This window comes from Hydrogenophaga sp. L76 (genome assembly GCF_057654755.1).
Genome location: NZ_CM172807.1, coordinates 416,515 through 435,023, shown reverse-complemented (window position 1 = coordinate 435,023; position 18,509 = coordinate 416,515). Strand labels below are relative to the sequence as shown.

General features: G+C 61.7%; 17 protein-coding genes. 6 read left to right on the top strand and 11 right to left on the bottom strand.

Features of this window, described 5'->3' with window-relative positions; all coding sequences use genetic code 11:
* Nucleotides 1–57: 57 nt before the first annotated feature.
* Complete coding sequence (gene rpsB, locus AC23D4_RS02045; RefSeq protein WP_472887368.1) at nt 58–813, bottom strand: 30S ribosomal protein S2; 756 nt, start codon at nt 811–813, stop codon at nt 58–60.
* A 396-nt stretch (nt 814–1,209) separates the two neighbouring features.
* On the opposite strand from rpsB, the gene lysM reads away from it, so the two are divergent.
* A complete protein-coding gene (lysM, locus tag AC23D4_RS02040; RefSeq protein ID WP_472887369.1) occupies nt 1,210–1,713 on the top strand; it encodes a peptidoglycan-binding protein LysM in 504 nt (167 codons plus the stop codon).
* Between the two features lie 57 nt (nt 1,714–1,770).
* Here lysM and AC23D4_RS02035 read toward each other — a convergent pair.
* Nucleotides 1,771–2,537 (bottom strand): IS5 family transposase gene (locus AC23D4_RS02035; protein WP_487623619.1). Its coding sequence is split into 2 segments (ribosomal slippage): nt 1,771–2,222 and nt 2,222–2,537, totalling 768 coding nucleotides; the frame shifts between segments, so codons are not numbered across the junction.
* A 133-nt stretch (nt 2,538–2,670) separates the two neighbouring features.
* Here AC23D4_RS02035 and AC23D4_RS02030 point away from each other — a divergent pair.
* Nucleotides 2,671–3,738: an NAD(P)H-hydrate epimerase gene (locus AC23D4_RS02030; protein ID WP_487623684.1), complete on the top strand. Its 1,068-nt coding sequence runs from the start codon at nt 2,671–2,673 to the stop codon at nt 3,736–3,738.
* Between the two features lie 114 nt (nt 3,739–3,852).
* Nucleotides 3,853–6,768, top strand: a complete 2,916-nt coding sequence (locus AC23D4_RS02025) for a Tn3-like element IS1071 family transposase (RefSeq protein ID WP_003049965.1) — start codon at nt 3,853–3,855, stop codon at nt 6,766–6,768.
* Between the two features lie 116 nt (nt 6,769–6,884).
* Here AC23D4_RS02025 and AC23D4_RS02020 read toward each other — a convergent pair whose 3' ends face one another.
* From AC23D4_RS02020 to AC23D4_RS01985, 8 genes are read right to left on the bottom strand one after another with little or no spacing between them, the layout of a single operon-like run.
* The gene (locus AC23D4_RS02020; protein WP_472890551.1) at nt 6,885–7,583 is read right to left on the bottom strand and encodes a DUF1269 domain-containing protein; all 699 of its coding nucleotides are present in this window, start codon (nt 7,581–7,583) and stop codon (nt 6,885–6,887) included.
* A gap of 25 nt (nt 7,584–7,608) precedes the next feature.
* The gene (locus tag AC23D4_RS02015) at nt 7,609–8,412 is read right to left on the bottom strand and encodes a PRC-barrel domain-containing protein (protein WP_236658049.1); all 804 of its coding nucleotides are present in this window, start codon (nt 8,410–8,412) and stop codon (nt 7,609–7,611) included.
* A gap of 18 nt (nt 8,413–8,430) precedes the next feature.
* The gene (locus AC23D4_RS02010; protein WP_472890552.1) at nt 8,431–9,222 is read right to left on the bottom strand and encodes a phosphodiesterase; all 792 of its coding nucleotides are present in this window, start codon (nt 9,220–9,222) and stop codon (nt 8,431–8,433) included.
* 15 nt (nt 9,223–9,237) lie between these two features.
* Nucleotides 9,238–10,458: an ABC transporter substrate-binding protein gene (locus AC23D4_RS02005; RefSeq protein WP_472890553.1), complete on the bottom strand. Its 1,221-nt coding sequence runs from the start codon at nt 10,456–10,458 to the stop codon at nt 9,238–9,240.
* 60 nt (nt 10,459–10,518) lie between these two features.
* Nucleotides 10,519–11,352, bottom strand: a complete 834-nt coding sequence (locus tag AC23D4_RS02000) for a carbohydrate ABC transporter permease (protein ID WP_026062489.1) — start codon at nt 11,350–11,352, stop codon at nt 10,519–10,521.
* Entirely contained in the window at nt 11,349–12,221 is an 873-nt protein-coding gene (locus AC23D4_RS01995; protein WP_026062490.1) for a carbohydrate ABC transporter permease, read from the bottom strand. Before AC23D4_RS01995 ends, AC23D4_RS02000 begins: the two co-directional genes overlap by 4 nt.
* 9 nt (nt 12,222–12,230) lie before the next feature.
* A complete protein-coding gene (locus AC23D4_RS01990; RefSeq protein WP_017405785.1) occupies nt 12,231–13,373 on the bottom strand; it encodes an ABC transporter ATP-binding protein in 1,143 nt (380 codons plus the stop codon).
* Complete coding sequence (locus AC23D4_RS01985; protein WP_472890554.1) at nt 13,366–14,079, bottom strand: HAD family hydrolase; 714 nt, start codon at nt 14,077–14,079, stop codon at nt 13,366–13,368. The genes AC23D4_RS01990 and AC23D4_RS01985 overlap by 8 nt, the downstream gene beginning before the upstream one ends.
* 116 nt (nt 14,080–14,195) lie before the next feature.
* Between AC23D4_RS01985 and AC23D4_RS01980 the strand changes: the two genes are divergently transcribed.
* The 3 genes from AC23D4_RS01980 to AC23D4_RS01970 all read left to right on the top strand — a co-directional run bounded on the left by AC23D4_RS01980 (nt 14,196) and on the right by AC23D4_RS01970 (nt 17,924).
* Complete coding sequence (locus AC23D4_RS01980) at nt 14,196–14,354, top strand: DeoR family transcriptional regulator (RefSeq protein ID WP_472890555.1); 159 nt, start codon at nt 14,196–14,198, stop codon at nt 14,352–14,354.
* Between the two features lie 114 nt (nt 14,355–14,468).
* Nucleotides 14,469–17,384 (top strand): Tn3-like element IS1071 family transposase, encoded by a 2,916-nt coding sequence (locus AC23D4_RS01975; protein WP_003049965.1) that lies wholly within the window; start codon nt 14,469–14,471, stop codon nt 17,382–17,384.
* 93 nt (nt 17,385–17,477) lie between these two features.
* Nucleotides 17,478–17,924: an ADP-dependent NAD(P)H-hydrate dehydratase gene (locus AC23D4_RS01970; protein ID WP_472890330.1), complete on the top strand. Its 447-nt coding sequence runs from the start codon at nt 17,478–17,480 to the stop codon at nt 17,922–17,924.
* Between the two features lie 21 nt (nt 17,925–17,945).
* Here the strand turns inward: AC23D4_RS01970 and AC23D4_RS01965 are convergent, their stop codons facing one another.
* Entirely contained in the window at nt 17,946–18,497 is a 552-nt protein-coding gene (locus AC23D4_RS01965; RefSeq protein ID WP_472890331.1) for a YggT family protein, read from the bottom strand.
* Nucleotides 18,498–18,509: the final 12 nt, after the last annotated feature.

Sequence of the window (18,509 nt, the reverse complement as noted above, 5' to 3'; positions counted from 1 at the left end):
CAGTTTTGCTTGTAAAAAAGGGGCTACAGGAGCCCCTCTTGCGCGCAGTGGCGAGGCTCAGGCGGCCGCGCCTTCCTTGACTTCGACGAATTCGTCAGTACCTTCGGCCTTGACAGCCTTGACGATGTCGTTGCCCGCGCTGGAACGGCCTTCAAGAATAGCGTCTGCAATACCGCGGGCGTACAGCGCCACAGCACGGGCCGAGTCGTCGTTGCCGGGGATCACATAGTCGATGCCCACCGGGTTGTGGTTGGTATCCACCACACCCACCAGCGGGATGCCCAGCTTCTGGGCTTCAAGGATGGCGATCTTGTGGAAGCCCACGTCGATCACGAAGATGGCGTCGGGCAGAGCGGCCATGTCCTGGATGCCGCCGATGTCCTTTTCCAGCTTTTCCATTTCGCGAGCAAACATCAGCTGCTCTTTTTTGGTCATGCTCTCCAGGCCGGCTTCTTTCTGGGCCTGCATATCCTTCAGACGCTTGATGGAGGTCTTGACCGTCTTGAAGTTGGTCAACATGCCGCCGAGCCAGCGCTGGTCAACAAATGGCACGCCGGCACGGCGGGCTTCCTGGGCCACGATGTCGCGCGACTGGCGCTTGGTGCCCACCATCAGGATGGTGCCGCGGTTGGCAGACAGCTGCTTCACGAACTTGGCTGCCTCTTCGAACAGGGGCAGCGTCTTTTCGAGGTTGACGATGTGGATTTTGTTGCGGTGACCGAAGATGTACGGAGCCATCTTGGGGTTCCAGAAGCGGGTTTGGTGACCGAAGTGGACACCGGCTTCCAGCATTTCGCGCATGGAGATAGACATGGGATTACTTTCCTGAGGTTGGGACTAAAATCCAGCCCTGATTGCCTGGAGCGAAAGAAGCCAAACGGACTTCCTTCACATGCTCCGACAACACCCGGTTGGGCTGGTTTGCGATTACTTGGCCATCGGGCCCCCGAGTACACACTCAGAACACCCTTCAGCAAAGCCAATCGATTATAGCAGGCAGGCAGCGCGGGTCTACCGGCTGCCGGTCCGGCCAACATGTGACCCCAAAGGGACCCGCCCGCGGCGAAATCCCCTCAGAGTCTCTTCTGACTGCAGAGTATCGGACGCTGGCTGTCCTTCGCTTCAAAGGCCACCCTCCACCCGCACTTGACGCAAACGTGCAGCGCCTGCACGATGCCCTTTCCGTTCACCCCTCAAAGGAACAAAACCATGGGCATGTTCAGTTTCATCAAGGAAGCCGGCGAAAAACTGTTTGGCATTGGCATTGGCAAGGCGCAGGCGGCAGAACCCGCCACAGCCGCTCCCAGCGCGAACCAGGTTGCGGCCCTGAACCAGACCGCAGCCCAGGCCATTGCCACCTATATTGAAAGCATGAAGCTCAACGTGGAAGGGCTGGACATCACATTCGATGGCGCCACCGAAACAGTGACCGTGGCCGGCATTGCACCCGATCAGGCCACGCGGGAAAAGGTTGTGCTGTGTTGCGGCAATGTGGCCAACGTGACGACCGTCAACGACATGATGACCGTCACAGCACCCGAACCCGAATCGCAGTGGTACACCGTGGTCAAGGGCGATAACCTGTCCAAGATCAGCAAGGCGTTCTACGGCACACCCAACAAATACCCGCAGATCTTTGAAGCCAACAAACCCATGTTGACCCACCCCGACAAGATTTACCCGGGCCAGGTGCTGAGAATTCCCGCAGCCTGATCAACATGCATCGGGTTGGCGGTCATGGTTCGGAGCCACTTTATGGTCTAGGGCCTGTTAACACAAACTTCGAAGGCCATCGACCACCAGCACAAAGCTAAGAAACCCCAGGAACATCGCATCGAGTTTCTCGAAGCGGCTGAAGATGCGCCTGTAGCCCTTGAGTCGGCGGAACAGGCGTTCAACTTCATTGCGGCGCTTGTACATCTCACGGTCGTACTCCCATGGTTCGATTCGCGTCCTCAGCGGCGGCACTACCGGGATGAATCCCAGGTCAAGCGCCAACTGTCGCGTCTCGTTTCCTTCGTAGGCTCGGTCCATGAGCAGATGTACCGGCCGACTCGCTGCGCCCAGGCTCTGAAGCAACCGCCGACCTTCGGGTGCGTCATGCGCCTGGCCCGGTGAGAGGCTGAACGTTACGGCCGTTCGAGCATCCGCGGCAACCATATGAATCTTGGTGTTCCATCCGCCTCGGGACTTGCCGATGGACTGAGGTCCGTTTTTTTTAGAGCGCCTGTGCCGTCGGGATGCACCTTAATGCTGGTGGAGTCCAGGGACACCGCTTCAATCTTGATGCGCACGATCTGCTCGCGCTGCAGCGCATCAAACATCTTGTCCAGCACACCGGCCTTGGTCCAGCGACGCATGCGCGTGTAGATGGTGTGCCAGTTGCCAAACCGCTTGGGAAGTCCGCGCCACTTGCAACCGTGCTCGGCCACATACAGCATGGCGTTGATGACCTCCAAATTGCTCATGCTGACGTTGCCGCGCTGCAAGGGCAGGCAGTGTTCAATGCGCGCGAATTGCTCTTTTGTGATCTCCATGGCCGATAGTTTCGCAGCCGAGATGTCCAAAAGCAATTAGTGTTAACACGCCCTAGAGGCCACGCGCTCGATCGAGCGCATCGCCACCAGCTCCCTACCACCCCATACATTGATGGCCCGCGCTGGCCTGCGCGTGGCCGAACTCACCAGAGCCCTGGCGCCCCACGCGCGGCGCATCTGGATAGCTTGCGGCCCCGGCAACAATGGAGGCGACGGGCTCGTGGCTGCGACCCATCTCCATCGCTTCAGCCGGTCGATGGGCGGGCTGGACATTGTGGTCACGCTGTGTGGCGACCCAGCACGACAGCCCGCAGACGCGGCGCAGGCCCTGCAACAGGCACTTGCCGCTGGCGTGCAAATTCAAGACGCCCCCCCTTCGAACTTCGATTTCGCCATGGATGCCCTGCTGGGCATTGGCGGCCGTCGCCCGCCTGAAGGGGTGCTGGCCGAGCACTTGCGAGTCCTTCGGTCAAGTGACGCACCCGTGCTGAGCGTCGACCTTCCCAGCGGACTGGATGCGGAGACCGGCGTGCTGATGCGCGCTCCAGGGGCGGCCGCTCAAGCACCCAACGAGCGCCACACCTTGTCACTCCTGACACTCAAGCCCGGCCTCTTCACCGCAGATGGCCGCGACGCGGCAGGTAAGGTCTGGTTCGACGACCTGGGCGCACCGCCCTGCGACGGCGTTCTGGCCCAGGCGCAACTCCTCTGCGAGTCGCCGCATGGCGGGGCTCCGCTGCGGCGAGCCCATGCCAGCCACAAAGGCAGCTATGGCGAAGTGGTGGTCATCGGCGGACAGGACATCGCCCACGCCGGCTCGGGCATGACCGGTGCTGCCGTGCTGGCCGCCCGCGCGGCCTTGCATGGCGGGGCCGGCCGGGTCTATGTTGCGCTGCTGGGTGAGACCCCCGGCGGGCCAGCAGTGCGCTGGGACCCTGTGTGCCCCGAGCTGATGTTCCGATCGGTGCAGGCACTGATGAGCAGCGCATTGCTGCAAAACGCCAGCGTCGTTTGTGGGTGTGGGGGTGGCGATTCGGTGGCGGAACTGTTGCCTGCGGTGCTGGCTCAGGCACCCACACTCGTGCTGGACGCCGACGCACTCAACGCTATCGCCCGGGACAACAGCCTTCTAAAGCGCCTGCAGGAACGCAGATCATCCGGCTGGATCACGGGGTCTCCTCGTTTTCAGTGCAATAAGTGACGGTACGCAAAGCTAGCACTGGCGCGGGGGTGGTCTGGGTAGACCGTTGATTTCATTGACTTTCCTGTTCGCTTTGTAAACGGGTATGGTGGCCTCCCACTTTTGAGGTTCACGATGCAGGGTTGGCACACAACGTTTTTGGGGATGCGTGGGCTCCCCCGCGATATCAGCGACTTCGAGATGAAGGCATTTTTCACCTTCGATGGTGCCGAGCGCGACGCAATCAATGCACGCCGAGGTGATTCCCACAAGCTTGGTCTGGCGCTCCATATTGGTTTCCTGCGCATGAGTGGGCGTTTGCTCGGTGCCTTTCGGGTAATTCCAGTAGCCTTGTGGCGCCACCTTGGCAACGAGCTTGGCATTGCAGCACCAGAAGTCGCCTCGCTGAGAGCCATGTATGAACGCGGGCGCACGCTATTCGATCACCAACAAGTAGCCTGCACGGTCCTTGGATTCCAGTGGATGAGCGAGCACCAGCGCCGCTCACTGGTACGTGAACTGCGCGACGAAGTGGCGCGCTGCGCCGACCGCGATCAGCTACTCGTGCGGGCGCGTCAATGGCTGTACAAGAACAAGCTGGTGATCGTGCACGAGCGGGCAATTCGGACACTGATTGCGGCGGCACTTGCCCAGCTTGAAGTTGAAACAGGCACCGCCATCGCCGCCAGCGTTGATCCAGCAACACTTGATCGCTGGCGAGCCTCAGTTTCAGAGCTGCGCCCAGATGGACAAACCCAGCAGAGTTGGCTATGGGCTGCACCGGCGAAACACTCAACCCGCCAAATCAGCGAGGTACTGGAGCGCATCGACCTGCTTTACACGCTGGACGTTCATAAGCACCTGGCAGACATCCCCGATCTCATCTTGCGCCGCTACGCGCGCCGACTTGTCTCCAGGCCGCCCTCAGCCGGAGCCAAGATCAAAGAGCCAGCGCGCACCGTGGAGGTCGCATGCTTTCTTCGGTATTGCCTGTTCACCACCACAGACCAGTTGATCCTTATGGTGCAGCGCCGGATCGCCGATCTGTGGCGTCAGGCTGCCGCCGATGTCCCCGCTACCGTCAATTGGGCCGCAATGTACAAAACGCTGCTCGGCGAACTTGTTGCCTTGAGCGCGCAAGGTGCGGTGCCAGATGCTGAGTTGCGTGCCCGTCTTGAAGCCTTGATCACCGAAACCCAGAAACGCAAACCACCGAGCAGGGCCTCCCTGGTCCGCGAGGGATTGATTGATGGAATTCGCCCCGTGCGGTCGTTGCTCGTCGCCATTGCAAAGCTGCCCTGGCAGGCCACCGGCGAGCATCCTGCCATCGAGTACCTTGCCAAGCTGCAAGCTTTATATCTCAAAGGATCCAGAAAGCTGCCAGTTGAAGTGGTGGCACCAAGTCTGGGAATGATCTGGCAGGTTTCGATCTCCAGCCCAGACCGGGAACGGGCGTTTCAGGCGTTGGAGGTGGCCACCCTGTTTGCCCTGCGCCGCGCGGTGCGCAATGGCTCGGTCTGGATTGAGCACAGCCTGAGCTTTCGGGGTCGTGCGCGCTTGTTCTTCACGGACGAGCGTTGGCAGGCAGAGTCCAAGAAACACTATGCCCGTCTATCGTTACCCAGCAAGGCTGCCACTTTCTTGAAGCCTTTGCTGGCCAGAGTAACTGCCGGTGTCGATGCGGTGGCCGCTGCAGCCCGCAGTGGCGTACTGCGCGTGGATGATGAACTCCATTTGTCGCCATTGCCCGCAGAGGACGAAGACCCAGAAGTGACCAAGCTGCGCGCGGCTTTGGATCACCGCATCGGTGAGGTTCAATTGCCGGAAGTGATTCTGGCCGTTGACGCCCAGGTGCGCTTTAGCTGGATCATGCTCGGACGTGAGCCGCGCTCTACCGACGAGCTGCTGATGGTCTATGCCGGCATCATGGCCCACGGCACCAGTCTGACTGCGGTCGAATGCGCGCGCATGATTCCGCAATTGTCTGCCACCAGCATTCGCCAGGCCATGCGCTGGGCGCGGGACGAACGGCGTCTGAGCCAGGCCTGCCAGGCTGTGCTGGAATTCATGCAGCGACACCCGATTGCCGCCACCTGGGGGCGGTCCGATTTGGCATCTTCTGACATGATGAGCATGGAGACCACCAAACGGGTGTGGCAAGCCCGGCTTGATCCTCGGCGCAACACACCTTCCATTGGAATCTACTCCCATGTAAAAGACCGGTGGGGCATCTTCCATGCGCAGCCCTTTGTGCTCAATGAGCGCCAGGCGGGCGTGGCCATTGAAGGTGTCATCCGCCAAGAAAAGCTGGAGACCAGCCAGCTTGCTGTGGATACCCATGGCTACACCGACTTTGCCATGTCACATGCCCGTTTGCTTGGTTTTGATCTTTGCCCGCGGTTGAAGGAACTCAAACAGCGCCACCTCTTTGTGCCACGCGGCACCAAAGTGCCCGCAGAAATCGCTGCGGTGTGCGAAGCCAATGTCGACGTCGCTTTGATCGAAAAGCATTGGGATAGTCTGGTGCACCTGGCAGCCTCGGTCATGAGCGGACATGCCAGTGCGGTGGCAGCTCTTGCGCGGTTCGGTTCTGCCGCCCAGGGCGATCCAATCTATGAGGCTGGCGTGCAATTGGGGCGGTTGCTGCGTACGGCGTTTTTGGCTGACTACTTTGTCAAGGACGCTTTCAGGAACGAGTTGCGCCGGGTGCTCAATCGGGGCGAGGCTGTTAACGCCCTCAAGCGCGCCATTTATACCGGCCGGATCAGCCCGGCGCAGGCCAAACGTGTCGATGAAATGCAGGCTGTGGCCGATGCGTTGAGCCTGATGGCCAACATCGTGATGGCGTGGAATACCTCACAGATGCAGGCGGTCCTGGATCGCTGGTCGAACCGCCGCCAGGTCATTCCACCGGAACTGATCGGGAAGATTGCGCCCACCAGGCTGGAGAGCATCAACTTGCGGGGTGTGTTTCGCTTCCCGGTTGACCGCTATGCTGACCAAATCCTGCCTTCGCGGCCAAATGCATCGATAACTGGCACCAATGGATGAAACCGACCACGGTTTGACGCCACGAATCGCAGATTTGAAAGTGAACAGGAAAGTCAATGAAATCAACGGTCTACCCAGACCACCCCCGCGCCAGTGCTAGCTTTGCGTACCGTCACTTATTGCACTGAAAACGAGGAGACCCCGACCTGCACTTCGATGGCGCGGATCCGGGCATCCGTCTCCTGCTTGAACGCGGACAGTTTGTGCGTTGCGCTCTGCTTCGTCTTGGCCAAGTCAGCGTGCGCGGCTGCAAGGCTGGTGGCCAGGTGCTGCTGCGCTGTCCTGCTTGCATGCTTGCCTTCTGCCTCGAGCTGCGCGATCTCGGTCTTGACCGCAACGATGTCTGCGTCGAACTGTGCCTGCAAGGCGTCGATGCGGGCACGCCGGATGACGATACCGCCCAGCGCGCGCATTGCAGCATCGATCGGGGTGGCCCACTCCTCCTCGACCTCTGCAACCACGGCGGTCTTGCCAGGCTGAAGGAAGTTCGAAGCCTCTTCGACGAAGTCCAGTGCCACGCCCGCCACCCAGTAGTCGCGCACGGTGCCCAGCAACGAACCGGTCGCTGCGCCGACCGCGACGCCCAGTGGCCCGCCGAGCAGGCCGATCAGTCCGCCAACGGCCAGGCCCGTGCCTGCGCCGAGCGCGAAGGAATCCGGCGTCTTCTTGACTTTCACGGTGCCTTCCAGGTCCTTGGCGATGACGCCAAGGGCGTACAAGGTGATATCTCCCTCATCGTCGAGATGACGCAAGGCACGCGTCGCTGCCTCGGCGCTCGCTTCATTGTCGAAAACGACCACGATCATTCGGTTCATGTCTTGTTCCGGTGGATTGAAAAGATCAGCCGGTGGCGTCGCCGACCGATTTCTTCAGCCGCGCCATGGCGGCACTCACGTCGCCCTCGAACGTGCGCCAGTGCGCCACGCCTGCGCGGTTCAGTTTGGACAGCTTGTCTTCGGCGCTTCGCAGATCGACCCGCAGGTTTTCGTTCTGGCGGTCGAGCTTGGCCTTCACGTCGCCCGCTGCGTTCGACGCCTTCTTGTCGAGAACGGCCATCTCCTGCTTCGCCGAAGCGATGCCGCGATCGGCCTCTGCCACGAACCGGTCGCGTCGGGTGGTATCACTCGCGTAGTTGAAGGGCGCCAACGCCTTCAGTGCCTCCTTGGTGGCGCCCGGCATCACGATCTTGCCGGCCTCGTCGCGAATCTGCGCGATCGGCACGGCCACGTCGTGCTGTCCCAGGCCCACGAACCCACCCGCACCGATGATGACGTACGACACGTTGCGCTCGGGGTCGATGATCAGGTCTTGCACCTTTCCGATCTTGGTGCCTGCATCGTTGTAGACCGTCTTGCCGAGAATCCCCTTCTTCACGCTCCATCCAAGTGCGAGGTGATCGGTCTCGGTGATGGTGACACCGATGGTGGTCGTGGAACCTGCGACCTGGGCGGTAGCGGCGGTCAGTGTCGTGAGCATGCCGGCAATGCCGAGCGCTGCGAACAGGAGAGTTTTCTTCATGGACTTCTTTCGTTGGTTGAGATGCTTCAACGCGGTTTTACAAAGCCATGAAGCGTGGGTCTGTGCGCTGGCGCACTGCAACGTCCAAGGCGCCAGCTTCGGTTGCTGGCCGTTGACGCTGAGCATGCCGGCCCTGTATTTGGGCTATGCGCCCAACCAGAATCGCTCGCTGCGATCGAGAAAGTCATGCAGGTGCACGAGCACCGAATCCTCGTCGAGCAGCACGACGCCGTACTGTGGCGGCTCGAAGCTGCCCGGGATGTCTTCCGATTCCCGAAGGTGCAGCGCCAACTGGTGGTTGGTTCCGCGCAATGTCGAGAACGGGATGCCGCGCCAGCTGCCCGAGATGGGGCGATGAATGTGGCCGAAGAACAAGTGCTTGACGCGGTGCTCGTGGCCCTTCAACGCCGTCAGCAACCATTCGTTGTCGACCAGGCCGATCCGGTCCATGACCGGGATGCCGAGGTGGAAGGCCGGATGATGCATGAACAGCAGCACCGGCGAATCGCCCTCCGCCAGACGCTGAGAAAGCCAGTTCGCCCGCTGCTCGCAGAAGACGCCGGAATGCGTTCCCGGTTCGTTGGTGTCGAGAAACAGCGCTCTGAACTTGCCGACGGCTTTTTCGTACTGGACGAACCCGTTGTTGTCCACGCCCACCTCTGGGAAGCGTTCCCGGAAATTGGGCCGGCTGTCGTGGTTGCCGAGAATCAGATGAACGGGCATCGGCAGCCGCGCACATTGCTCCGACAGTTGGCGGTAGGCGTCCGCGTGCCCGACATGTGCGAGGTCGCCCGTGATCACGCAGAACGATGCGTCCGCGTGCTCGGCGATCACGCTGTCGATGCAGCGCTCGAACCGTTTGCCGGGGTCATGCCCGTAGAGGGCACGACCCTGCTCGACAAGATGGATGTCCGTGATGTGGATGAACTTGAGCATGGTCGTGCCTGGCGATCAGCGCGGCAGCAGTGCCTGGACCGCCTTGCTCATGTCGGTGAGGGCGACGGCGGGCTGCACCTCTTGCGAGACCACGGTCTGCAGATGATCCTTGATCACATCGGTGATCTTAAAGCCGTTGTCACCCGGAAACGCATACGGGCCCGTGAGAACCGGCATCTGCGCGATGGCGGTCAAGTGATTGGGGTTCGCCTGGTAGAAGGGCGCAAGGAGCTTCGGGTCGTTCGCCGGCAGCGTGTTGGCCGGGAAGTAGCCGGTCGCCTTCACCATGGTCGTCGCACCCAGCGGGCCGGTGGCGAACTTGATGTATTCCCAGGCAGCGGCCTGCTTGGCAGAATCCTTGGAAAACATCATCGCTGCATTGCCGCCGGCCGGCAGGCGGCCGTCCTTGGCCACGGGCATGCGGGCGGTGCGAATCTCGAACTTGCCGCCGACCTGCTTCGTGATGCTGCCCAGGCGCGCCGTGGTCGTCGCCAGTACCGCGAGCTTGCCGCTCACGAAGTCCTGCCAGGCGGCCGAATAGGCGATGTTGCGCATCTCGCCTTGCTTGACGAGCTGCTCGAGGGTTTGAATGGCAGCCTTGCCTGCGGGGCCGTCGAATGCCACCTTCTTCTCGTCGGCGGTCAACATGGTGCCGCCGTTGCTGAAGACCAGCGCCTGCCACATCCAGTTGCCGGTGATGTCCCACTCGACGTGCAGGCTGTCCGTGCCGGGGGTTGCCGATTTCGACTTCTTGGCCGCATTCATGATGGCTTCCCAGGTCGTCGGGAAGCGATCGGGCTCCACGCCCGCCTTGCGCATCAGGTCGGCGTTGTAGTAGATGACGGGTGTGGACAGCGCAAAGCCGATGCCAACCTGCTGACCCTTGACCTGCCCCAGTGACAGCAGCGCCTGGTCGTAGCCCATCCCGGCCCAGCCTTTCTCTGCCTTGATGAAGGGTGTGAGGTCGACGGCGAGCCCGCGGTCGGCAAACACGCGCTGACGATGGAGGCCCTGATAGGACACGTCGGGCAGCTGGCCCGTCACGGCCTGGCGCAAGACCTGTTGCGCGGAGACCTCGTAGTCGGAGTTGGGCGCGCGGAACGTGACCTTGTACTGGGGGAACTTCGCCATGAAGTCTCTCGCGATCGATTCATGGACCTCCTTGAAAAGATCGGCGTAGGCGTAGTCGACGACGATCTCGGTCGGTTGCTGAGCCTGTGCCAGGCCTGCGGCCATCAACATGGTCAGGGCGGCGGTTTTTTTGAACAGTTGTTTCATTGCTTGATTCCTTGCGGTTTAACCCTTGACGCCGGTGAGCGTCACACCTTCGATGAAGCGCTTTTGCGCGACGACGAACAACAGCACCAGCGGCGCCGTGATCAGCACCGTGCCGGCCATCAAAGGACCGAACGCGCTGCCTGCTTCCTCATTGCGGAAGAACATGGTTCCCAATGGCGGTGTCGCCAGATCGGGTGAATTGATGACCAGGAGGGGCCAGAAATAGTCGTTCCAGTGCCAGACCACCGAGAAGATCGAGAACGCCAGCAAGGCGGGCATGGCGGTGGGCAGCATCACGCGCCAGACGATCTCCAGCTCACCCATGCCGTCCAGCCGCGCGGCATGGATCAGGTCGTCGGGCACGGTGCGAAAGAACTGCCGCATCAGGAAGATGCCGAACGCCGACACGCTGAAAGGCAGGATCAGCGCGCCCATCGTGTCGAGCAGACCTGCGTGGTACAGCATCACGTAGAGTGGGATGGCCGTGGCCTGGTACGGCACCATGAGCGCAAGCATCACCAGGCGCCATGCCCACGGCTTGCCGCGGAACGACAGCTTGGCGAAGGCGTAGGCGGCAGGCAGCGCCACCAGGATCTGAAGCACCAGGATCCCCGCGCAGACGAGAACGCCGTTCCACAGGTAGCGCAGCAAGGGGACCTTGGTCAGCGCCAGGGTGTAGTTCTCGACCGCGGCAAAGCGCGTCGGAAAGAGATGGATCTCGCTGCCGAAGATTTCGTCGGCGGGCTTGAGCGAGGTCAGCACCATCCAGATGAAGGGCATCAGGAAGACGAGCGCCACGGCCATCAGGACCCCGTGGCGAAGGATCCGAAAGGAAGGAGAAGGACGTTTCATGCGTAGTGCGTCCGGCGCTCCAGCGCGGCGTGCTGGATCTGGGTCAAGAGGAAGATGCCTGCAATGAAGACGACCGTCATGGCGCTGGCGTAGCCCATGCGGAAGAAGCTGAAACCTTCGGTGTAGATCGTGTGGAGCAGCACCTCGGTGGCCTTGTTCGGCCCGCCCTTCGTGAGCACATGCACGGTGTCGAAGACCTGCAGGGCGCGGATGGCGCACACGGTGATGACGAACAGGGTGGTGGGGCCCAGCAACGGCCAGGTGACGAAGCGGAAGCGATCGAAGGGGCGTTCGATGCCGTCGAGTTCTGCCGCATCGCGCACGTCGCGAGGAATGCCCTGCAAGCCGGCCAGGAAGAACACCAATGCCAGCCCCGACATCTGCCAGATGCCGATCGCGGCGAGCGAGTACAGCGCGAGCCGCCGGTCGTTGAGCCAGTTCTGGGGCGAGAGGCCGACCTGCATCAGCAGGTGATTCACGAGCCCGGCGCTCGGATGCAGCAGGAACTCCCACACGACCGCCATGGCGATCAGCGTCGACGCGGCCGGCATGAAGAAGGCGGTTCGGTAGAAGCCGCGTCCCGACCGATCGGACTCGATCAACAGCGCGAGGCTCAGGCCCAGCACGATCGAGCCCCCGGTGACGAGAACAAGGTAGACGAGGGTGTTGGCGACGGACTTGCGGAACACCGCGTCCGACCAGAGTTCGGCGTAGTTCTGCAGGCCGACCCAGTTCAGCGTGGTCGCGCCGAACTGCCAATCGGTCAGCGACATCAGAACGACGGCCAGCACGGGGATGAACAGCAGAACCGTCGCAAGAAGTCCCGCGGGTGCGAGAAGCGACGCTGTGGAGAGGGGATGGATGCGCATCGTCGGCTTTCAGGCAACCCGGGCCAGGACGTCGCATCGATCGATCGACAGGCGCTGACCGCCTGCGTCGAAGACATGCAGCGCTTCCCACGGGACCGTGACCTCGAACTCGGCCCCTGCGCGCGCAGCCGTGCCGGCCGGGAGGCACACGATGCAGGCCTCGCCCTGGCTCGGCAGGGTCAGCGTGGCCATCAATTCGGTGCCCGCATATTCCACATGGCCGACCACGCCGCGCACGGTGAGGCCAGGCGCCCTCGCCAAGGTGACCGCCTGGGGCCGGAAGGCGACATGGCAGGGTCCGCTGTTCCCCGGGGTAGCCGCGATGCGTTGCGCCAGGCAATGGATCTCGCCGTTGGCGAGGATCTCGCCCGGCACGACGTTGATCCGCGGCGCGCCGACGAATCGCGCGACTTCGAGGCTTCGGGGTCGCATGTACAGATCTTCGGGTGGCGCGACCTGAAGGATGCGGCCTTCGCGCATGACCGCGACACGGTCCGACATGGACATCGCTTCATGTTGATCGTGGGTGACGTAGATGAACGTCACGCCCAACTGGTCGTGAAGCTGGCGGATTTCGGCGCGCAGCGCATGCCGAAGGTTGGCGTCCAGGTTCGAGAGGGGCTCGTCGAACAGGAAAACGGAAGGGTGGCGAACCATCGCACGCGCCAGGGCAACGCGTTGGCGCTGGCCGCCTGAGAGATGCGCCGGCTTGCGATCGAGCAATCCGTCGATGGCGAGTCGTCGTGCGACCTCCTGCGCGCTGGCATGGATGTCGGCGAGCCGTCGCCGCACCCCGGGGGACACCAGGCGTGCCCCCGGCAGGCGACCCCAGAATCCGAGGCCACGCATCACCAGTGGCATCGAGATGTTCTCGCGGACTGTCATGTGGGGGTACAGCGCATAGGACTGGAACACCATCGCGCAGTCCCGCGCGCTGGGCGACAGGGCGAGCAGGTCGCGGTCTCCCATGCGGATCGTGCCCGTGTCGGGCGTGTCCAGGCCGGCGATCAGCTTCAGCAAGGTGGACTTGCCGCAACCGGATGCGCCGAGCAGGGTGAGGAATTCGCCGTCGCGCACGGTCAGGTCGAGTTCCTGAAGAACGGCAGCGCTGCCGAAGCGCTTGGTCAGGCCCGAGATCTGGATGTCAGACATGGTGAGTCGTCTCCGCCGTTGACTGAGTCGATGTCCGGGCGGCCATCCAGCTGTGGAATTCCGCGTAGTCCGAAAACGCGACGACGTACGGGCGCAAGTCGTCGGGGTTGGCCGCGTAGCCGCCCAGGTGAGCCGCCAGCCGTACGCCGGCGGCCTGGGCACATGCCGCGTCGATGCCGGAGTCCCCGACGAAGAGAACCGTCTGCGGCGTCGCGCCCAGTTGGGTGAGTGCGAGGTGCAACGGCGCGGCGTCCGGCTTGGGATGCTCGGCATCGCCCAGGCCGACGATCACATCGAAGAAGCCGGTGAGTGCTGCCTTGTCCAGCAGCGTGCGTGTCGAGTCCTGATCGCGGTTCGTGCAGATCCCCAGGGCGATGCCCTGCGAACGAAGCATCGACAGAAGCTCGAGAGCACCGTCGTATGCCACCGCTTTGTGCAGCCAGTGCGATGCATAGCGTTGCTGGAAGGCCTTCTCGAGGCGCGAGGCCAGCGCGAGTGGCACAGACGCTGTCTGAAGCCGGAGCGCGCTCTGGAAGAGGGCGGTGATGGTCTGGCTCAAGGCCGGACGAAGATGCTGCGGCTCGATGGCCTGCAATCCGGCCAGCACAAGTACCTCATTGGCCGCCGCTGCGAGGGAGGGAAGGGTGTCGAAAAGGGTTCCATCGACATCAAAGACGACTGTTCGTATTTGATCGTTAGTGTTCATGAACTGGATGTTACGAACATGATGAGTCAAACTCGTGACAAATACGGGCGGTACAGTTTCCGCACCGATCACGCGCACACCTCGCGCGTCAACCGTCCTGAGATGCAAGAAAACAGATGCTCAAAGCAGCTCGCCAGAAAGAAATCGTCGCCCTGTTGCAAGGAGGGGGCGTCGTCGAAGTCAGCGTGCTGGCTGAGCGTTTTCAGACCTCGCCCATCACTGTGCGGCGCGACCTCATCGAATTGGGGTCTCCTCGTTTTCAGTGCAATAAGTGACGGTACGCAAAGCTAGCACTGGCGCGGGGGTGGTCTGGGTAGACCGTTGATTTCATTGACTTTCCTGTTCGCTTTGTAAACGGGTATGGTGGCCTCCCACTTTTGAGGTTCACGATGCAGGGTTGGCACACAACGTTTTTGGGGATGCGTGGGCTCCCCCGCGATATCAGCGACTTCGAGATGAAGGCATTTTTCACCTTCGATGGTGCCGAGCGCGACGCAATCAATGCACGCCGAGGTGATTCCCACAAGCTTGGTCTGGCGCTCCATATTGGTTTCCTGCGCATGAGTGGGCGTTTGCTCGGTGCCTTTCGGGTAATTCCAGTAGCCTTGTGGCGCCACCTTGGCAACGAGCTTGGCATTGCAGCACCAGAAGTCGCCTCGCTGAGAGCCATGTATGAACGCGGGCGCACGCTATTCGATCACCAACAAGTAGCCTGCACGGTCCTTGGATTCCAGTGGATGAGCGAGCACCAGCGCCGCTCACTGGTACGTGAACTGCGCGACGAAGTGGCGCGCTGCGCCGACCGCGATCAGCTACTCGTGCGGGCGCGTCAATGGCTGTACAAGAACAAGCTGGTGATCGTGCACGAGCGGGCAATTCGGACACTGATTGCGGCGGCACTTGCCCAGCTTGAAGTTGAAACAGGCACCGCCATCGCCGCCAGCGTTGATCCAGCAACACTTGATCGCTGGCGAGCCTCAGTTTCAGAGCTGCGCCCAGATGGACAAACCCAGCAGAGTTGGCTATGGGCTGCACCGGCGAAACACTCAACCCGCCAAATCAGCGAGGTACTGGAGCGCATCGACCTGCTTTACACGCTGGACGTTCATAAGCACCTGGCAGACATCCCCGATCTCATCTTGCGCCGCTACGCGCGCCGACTTGTCTCCAGGCCGCCCTCAGCCGGAGCCAAGATCAAAGAGCCAGCGCGCACCGTGGAGGTCGCATGCTTTCTTCGGTATTGCCTGTTCACCACCACAGACCAGTTGATCCTTATGGTGCAGCGCCGGATCGCCGATCTGTGGCGTCAGGCTGCCGCCGATGTCCCCGCTACCGTCAATTGGGCCGCAATGTACAAAACGCTGCTCGGCGAACTTGTTGCCTTGAGCGCGCAAGGTGCGGTGCCAGATGCTGAGTTGCGTGCCCGTCTTGAAGCCTTGATCACCGAAACCCAGAAACGCAAACCACCGAGCAGGGCCTCCCTGGTCCGCGAGGGATTGATTGATGGAATTCGCCCCGTGCGGTCGTTGCTCGTCGCCATTGCAAAGCTGCCCTGGCAGGCCACCGGCGAGCATCCTGCCATCGAGTACCTTGCCAAGCTGCAAGCTTTATATCTCAAAGGATCCAGAAAGCTGCCAGTTGAAGTGGTGGCACCAAGTCTGGGAATGATCTGGCAGGTTTCGATCTCCAGCCCAGACCGGGAACGGGCGTTTCAGGCGTTGGAGGTGGCCACCCTGTTTGCCCTGCGCCGCGCGGTGCGCAATGGCTCGGTCTGGATTGAGCACAGCCTGAGCTTTCGGGGTCGTGCGCGCTTGTTCTTCACGGACGAGCGTTGGCAGGCAGAGTCCAAGAAACACTATGCCCGTCTATCGTTACCCAGCAAGGCTGCCACTTTCTTGAAGCCTTTGCTGGCCAGAGTAACTGCCGGTGTCGATGCGGTGGCCGCTGCAGCCCGCAGTGGCGTACTGCGCGTGGATGATGAACTCCATTTGTCGCCATTGCCCGCAGAGGACGAAGACCCAGAAGTGACCAAGCTGCGCGCGGCTTTGGATCACCGCATCGGTGAGGTTCAATTGCCGGAAGTGATTCTGGCCGTTGACGCCCAGGTGCGCTTTAGCTGGATCATGCTCGGACGTGAGCCGCGCTCTACCGACGAGCTGCTGATGGTCTATGCCGGCATCATGGCCCACGGCACCAGTCTGACTGCGGTCGAATGCGCGCGCATGATTCCGCAATTGTCTGCCACCAGCATTCGCCAGGCCATGCGCTGGGCGCGGGACGAACGGCGTCTGAGCCAGGCCTGCCAGGCTGTGCTGGAATTCATGCAGCGACACCCGATTGCCGCCACCTGGGGGCGGTCCGATTTGGCATCTTCTGACATGATGAGCATGGAGACCACCAAACGGGTGTGGCAAGCCCGGCTTGATCCTCGGCGCAACACACCTTCCATTGGAATCTACTCCCATGTAAAAGACCGGTGGGGCATCTTCCATGCGCAGCCCTTTGTGCTCAATGAGCGCCAGGCGGGCGTGGCCATTGAAGGTGTCATCCGCCAAGAAAAGCTGGAGACCAGCCAGCTTGCTGTGGATACCCATGGCTACACCGACTTTGCCATGTCACATGCCCGTTTGCTTGGTTTTGATCTTTGCCCGCGGTTGAAGGAACTCAAACAGCGCCACCTCTTTGTGCCACGCGGCACCAAAGTGCCCGCAGAAATCGCTGCGGTGTGCGAAGCCAATGTCGACGTCGCTTTGATCGAAAAGCATTGGGATAGTCTGGTGCACCTGGCAGCCTCGGTCATGAGCGGACATGCCAGTGCGGTGGCAGCTCTTGCGCGGTTCGGTTCTGCCGCCCAGGGCGATCCAATCTATGAGGCTGGCGTGCAATTGGGGCGGTTGCTGCGTACGGCGTTTTTGGCTGACTACTTTGTCAAGGACGCTTTCAGGAACGAGTTGCGCCGGGTGCTCAATCGGGGCGAGGCTGTTAACGCCCTCAAGCGCGCCATTTATACCGGCCGGATCAGCCCGGCGCAGGCCAAACGTGTCGATGAAATGCAGGCTGTGGCCGATGCGTTGAGCCTGATGGCCAACATCGTGATGGCGTGGAATACCTCACAGATGCAGGCGGTCCTGGATCGCTGGTCGAACCGCCGCCAGGTCATTCCACCGGAACTGATCGGGAAGATTGCGCCCACCAGGCTGGAGAGCATCAACTTGCGGGGTGTGTTTCGCTTCCCGGTTGACCGCTATGCTGACCAAATCCTGCCTTCGCGGCCAAATGCATCGATAACTGGCACCAATGGATGAAACCGACCACGGTTTGACGCCACGAATCGCAGATTTGAAAGTGAACAGGAAAGTCAATGAAATCAACGATCTACCAACACCACCTCCGCGCCAGTGCTAGCTTTTCGTACCGTCACTTATTGCACTGAAAACGAGGAGACCCCGATCACGGTGCTGACGCCCCACCCGCTGGAAGCGGCCCGCCTGCTCGGCAGCGACACCGCCACGGTCATGTCGGACCGGCTGTCGGCGGCTCAGCGCCTGAGCGACCGGTTTGCCGCCGTCTGTGTGCTCAAGGGGTCGGGCACCGTGATCAGCGCACCGGGTCGGATTCCGATGATCAACGCCAGTGGCAACGCAGCCTTGGCCACGGCCGGAACCGGCGACGTGCTCGCCGGCATGATCGGCAGTGCCTTGGCGATGCCCGCAGGCAACTTCGAGCAAACCGTTCAACGGGTGGCTGGTGCCGTGCACCAGCATGGCCGTCTCGCCGACCGGTGGATGCAGACCAAGGGCGCTGGCCACCTCACCGCCAGCATGCTGGCCGAACAAGCCCTCTGAGCCGGCCCGGCTCCCGGCGCTTCAGCCCAGCAGGATCAGGCCCACCTGCAGCACGATCACCAACACCAGCACCGACAGGTCGACGCCTCCGATCGGCGGGATGATGCGGCGCACCGGTCGCAGAATCGGCCCACACAAGCGATCCAGCGTGGAGAGCACCGGTGAACCGGGTTGCACCCAGGACAACACGGCATAGACCAGCAACAGGATCATCAAGCCTTGCAGCACCACCCGCAGCAGCAACTTCACGGCCAGGGTGGGAATGGCCAGCACCAGAGCAGCCGACGACGCCGGTATCCCGGCGAACAGCGAGGCCAGCATCAACCAAAGCCCCCCATAGGCCAGCGCCAGCAACAGGGCCGCCATCAGGCTGCCCCAATCGACGCGGCTTTGCGCCAGGGACTTGGGGAGGATGCGCCGCACCGGTCGCACCAGCCAGTCAGTGACCGCGATGGCCAGGCGCCCGGGCTGCGCAGACATGTGGATCCGCAAATGGTTCATCCAGGCGCGCAGCAATGCGGCGGCGATCAGGAAAAAAAACAGGGTTTCCAGCAGAAAAAACAGGACACTCATGAAATCGGACCT

Coding starts and splice junctions, on each gene's coding strand:
- rpsB (WP_472887368.1), bottom strand. CDS start 813: ATGTCTATCTCCATGCGCGAAATGCTGGAAGCCGGTGTCCACTTCGGT.
- lysM (WP_472887369.1), top strand. CDS start 1,210: ATGGGCATGTTCAGTTTCATCAAGGAAGCCGGCGAAAAACTGTTTGGC.
- AC23D4_RS02025 (WP_003049965.1), top strand. CDS start 3,853: ATGCAGGGTTGGCACACAACGTTTTTGGGGATGCGTGGGCTCCCCCGC.
- AC23D4_RS02020 (WP_472890551.1), bottom strand. CDS start 7,583: ATGAACCGAATGATCGTGGTCGTTTTCGACAATGAAGCGAGCGCCGAG.
- AC23D4_RS02015 (WP_236658049.1), bottom strand. CDS start 8,412: ATGCTCAGCGTCAACGGCCAGCAACCGAAGCTGGCGCCTTGGACGTTG.
- AC23D4_RS02010 (WP_472890552.1), bottom strand. CDS start 9,222: ATGCTCAAGTTCATCCACATCACGGACATCCATCTTGTCGAGCAGGGT.
- AC23D4_RS02005 (WP_472890553.1), bottom strand. CDS start 10,458: ATGGCCGCAGGCCTGGCACAGGCTCAGCAACCGACCGAGATCGTCGTC.
- AC23D4_RS02000 (WP_026062489.1), bottom strand. CDS start 11,352: ATGAAACGTCCTTCTCCTTCCTTTCGGATCCTTCGCCACGGGGTCCTG.
- AC23D4_RS01995 (WP_026062490.1), bottom strand. CDS start 12,221: ATGCGCATCCATCCCCTCTCCACAGCGTCGCTTCTCGCACCCGCGGGA.
- AC23D4_RS01990 (WP_017405785.1), bottom strand. CDS start 13,373: ATGTCTGACATCCAGATCTCGGGCCTGACCAAGCGCTTCGGCAGCGCT.
- AC23D4_RS01985 (WP_472890554.1), bottom strand. CDS start 14,079: ATGAACACTAACGATCAAATACGAACAGTCGTCTTTGATGTCGATGGA.
- AC23D4_RS01980 (WP_472890555.1), top strand. CDS start 14,196: ATGCTCAAAGCAGCTCGCCAGAAAGAAATCGTCGCCCTGTTGCAAGGA.
- AC23D4_RS01975 (WP_003049965.1), top strand. CDS start 14,469: ATGCAGGGTTGGCACACAACGTTTTTGGGGATGCGTGGGCTCCCCCGC.
- AC23D4_RS01965 (WP_472890331.1), bottom strand. CDS start 18,497: ATGAGTGTCCTGTTTTTTCTGCTGGAAACCCTGTTTTTTTTCCTGATC.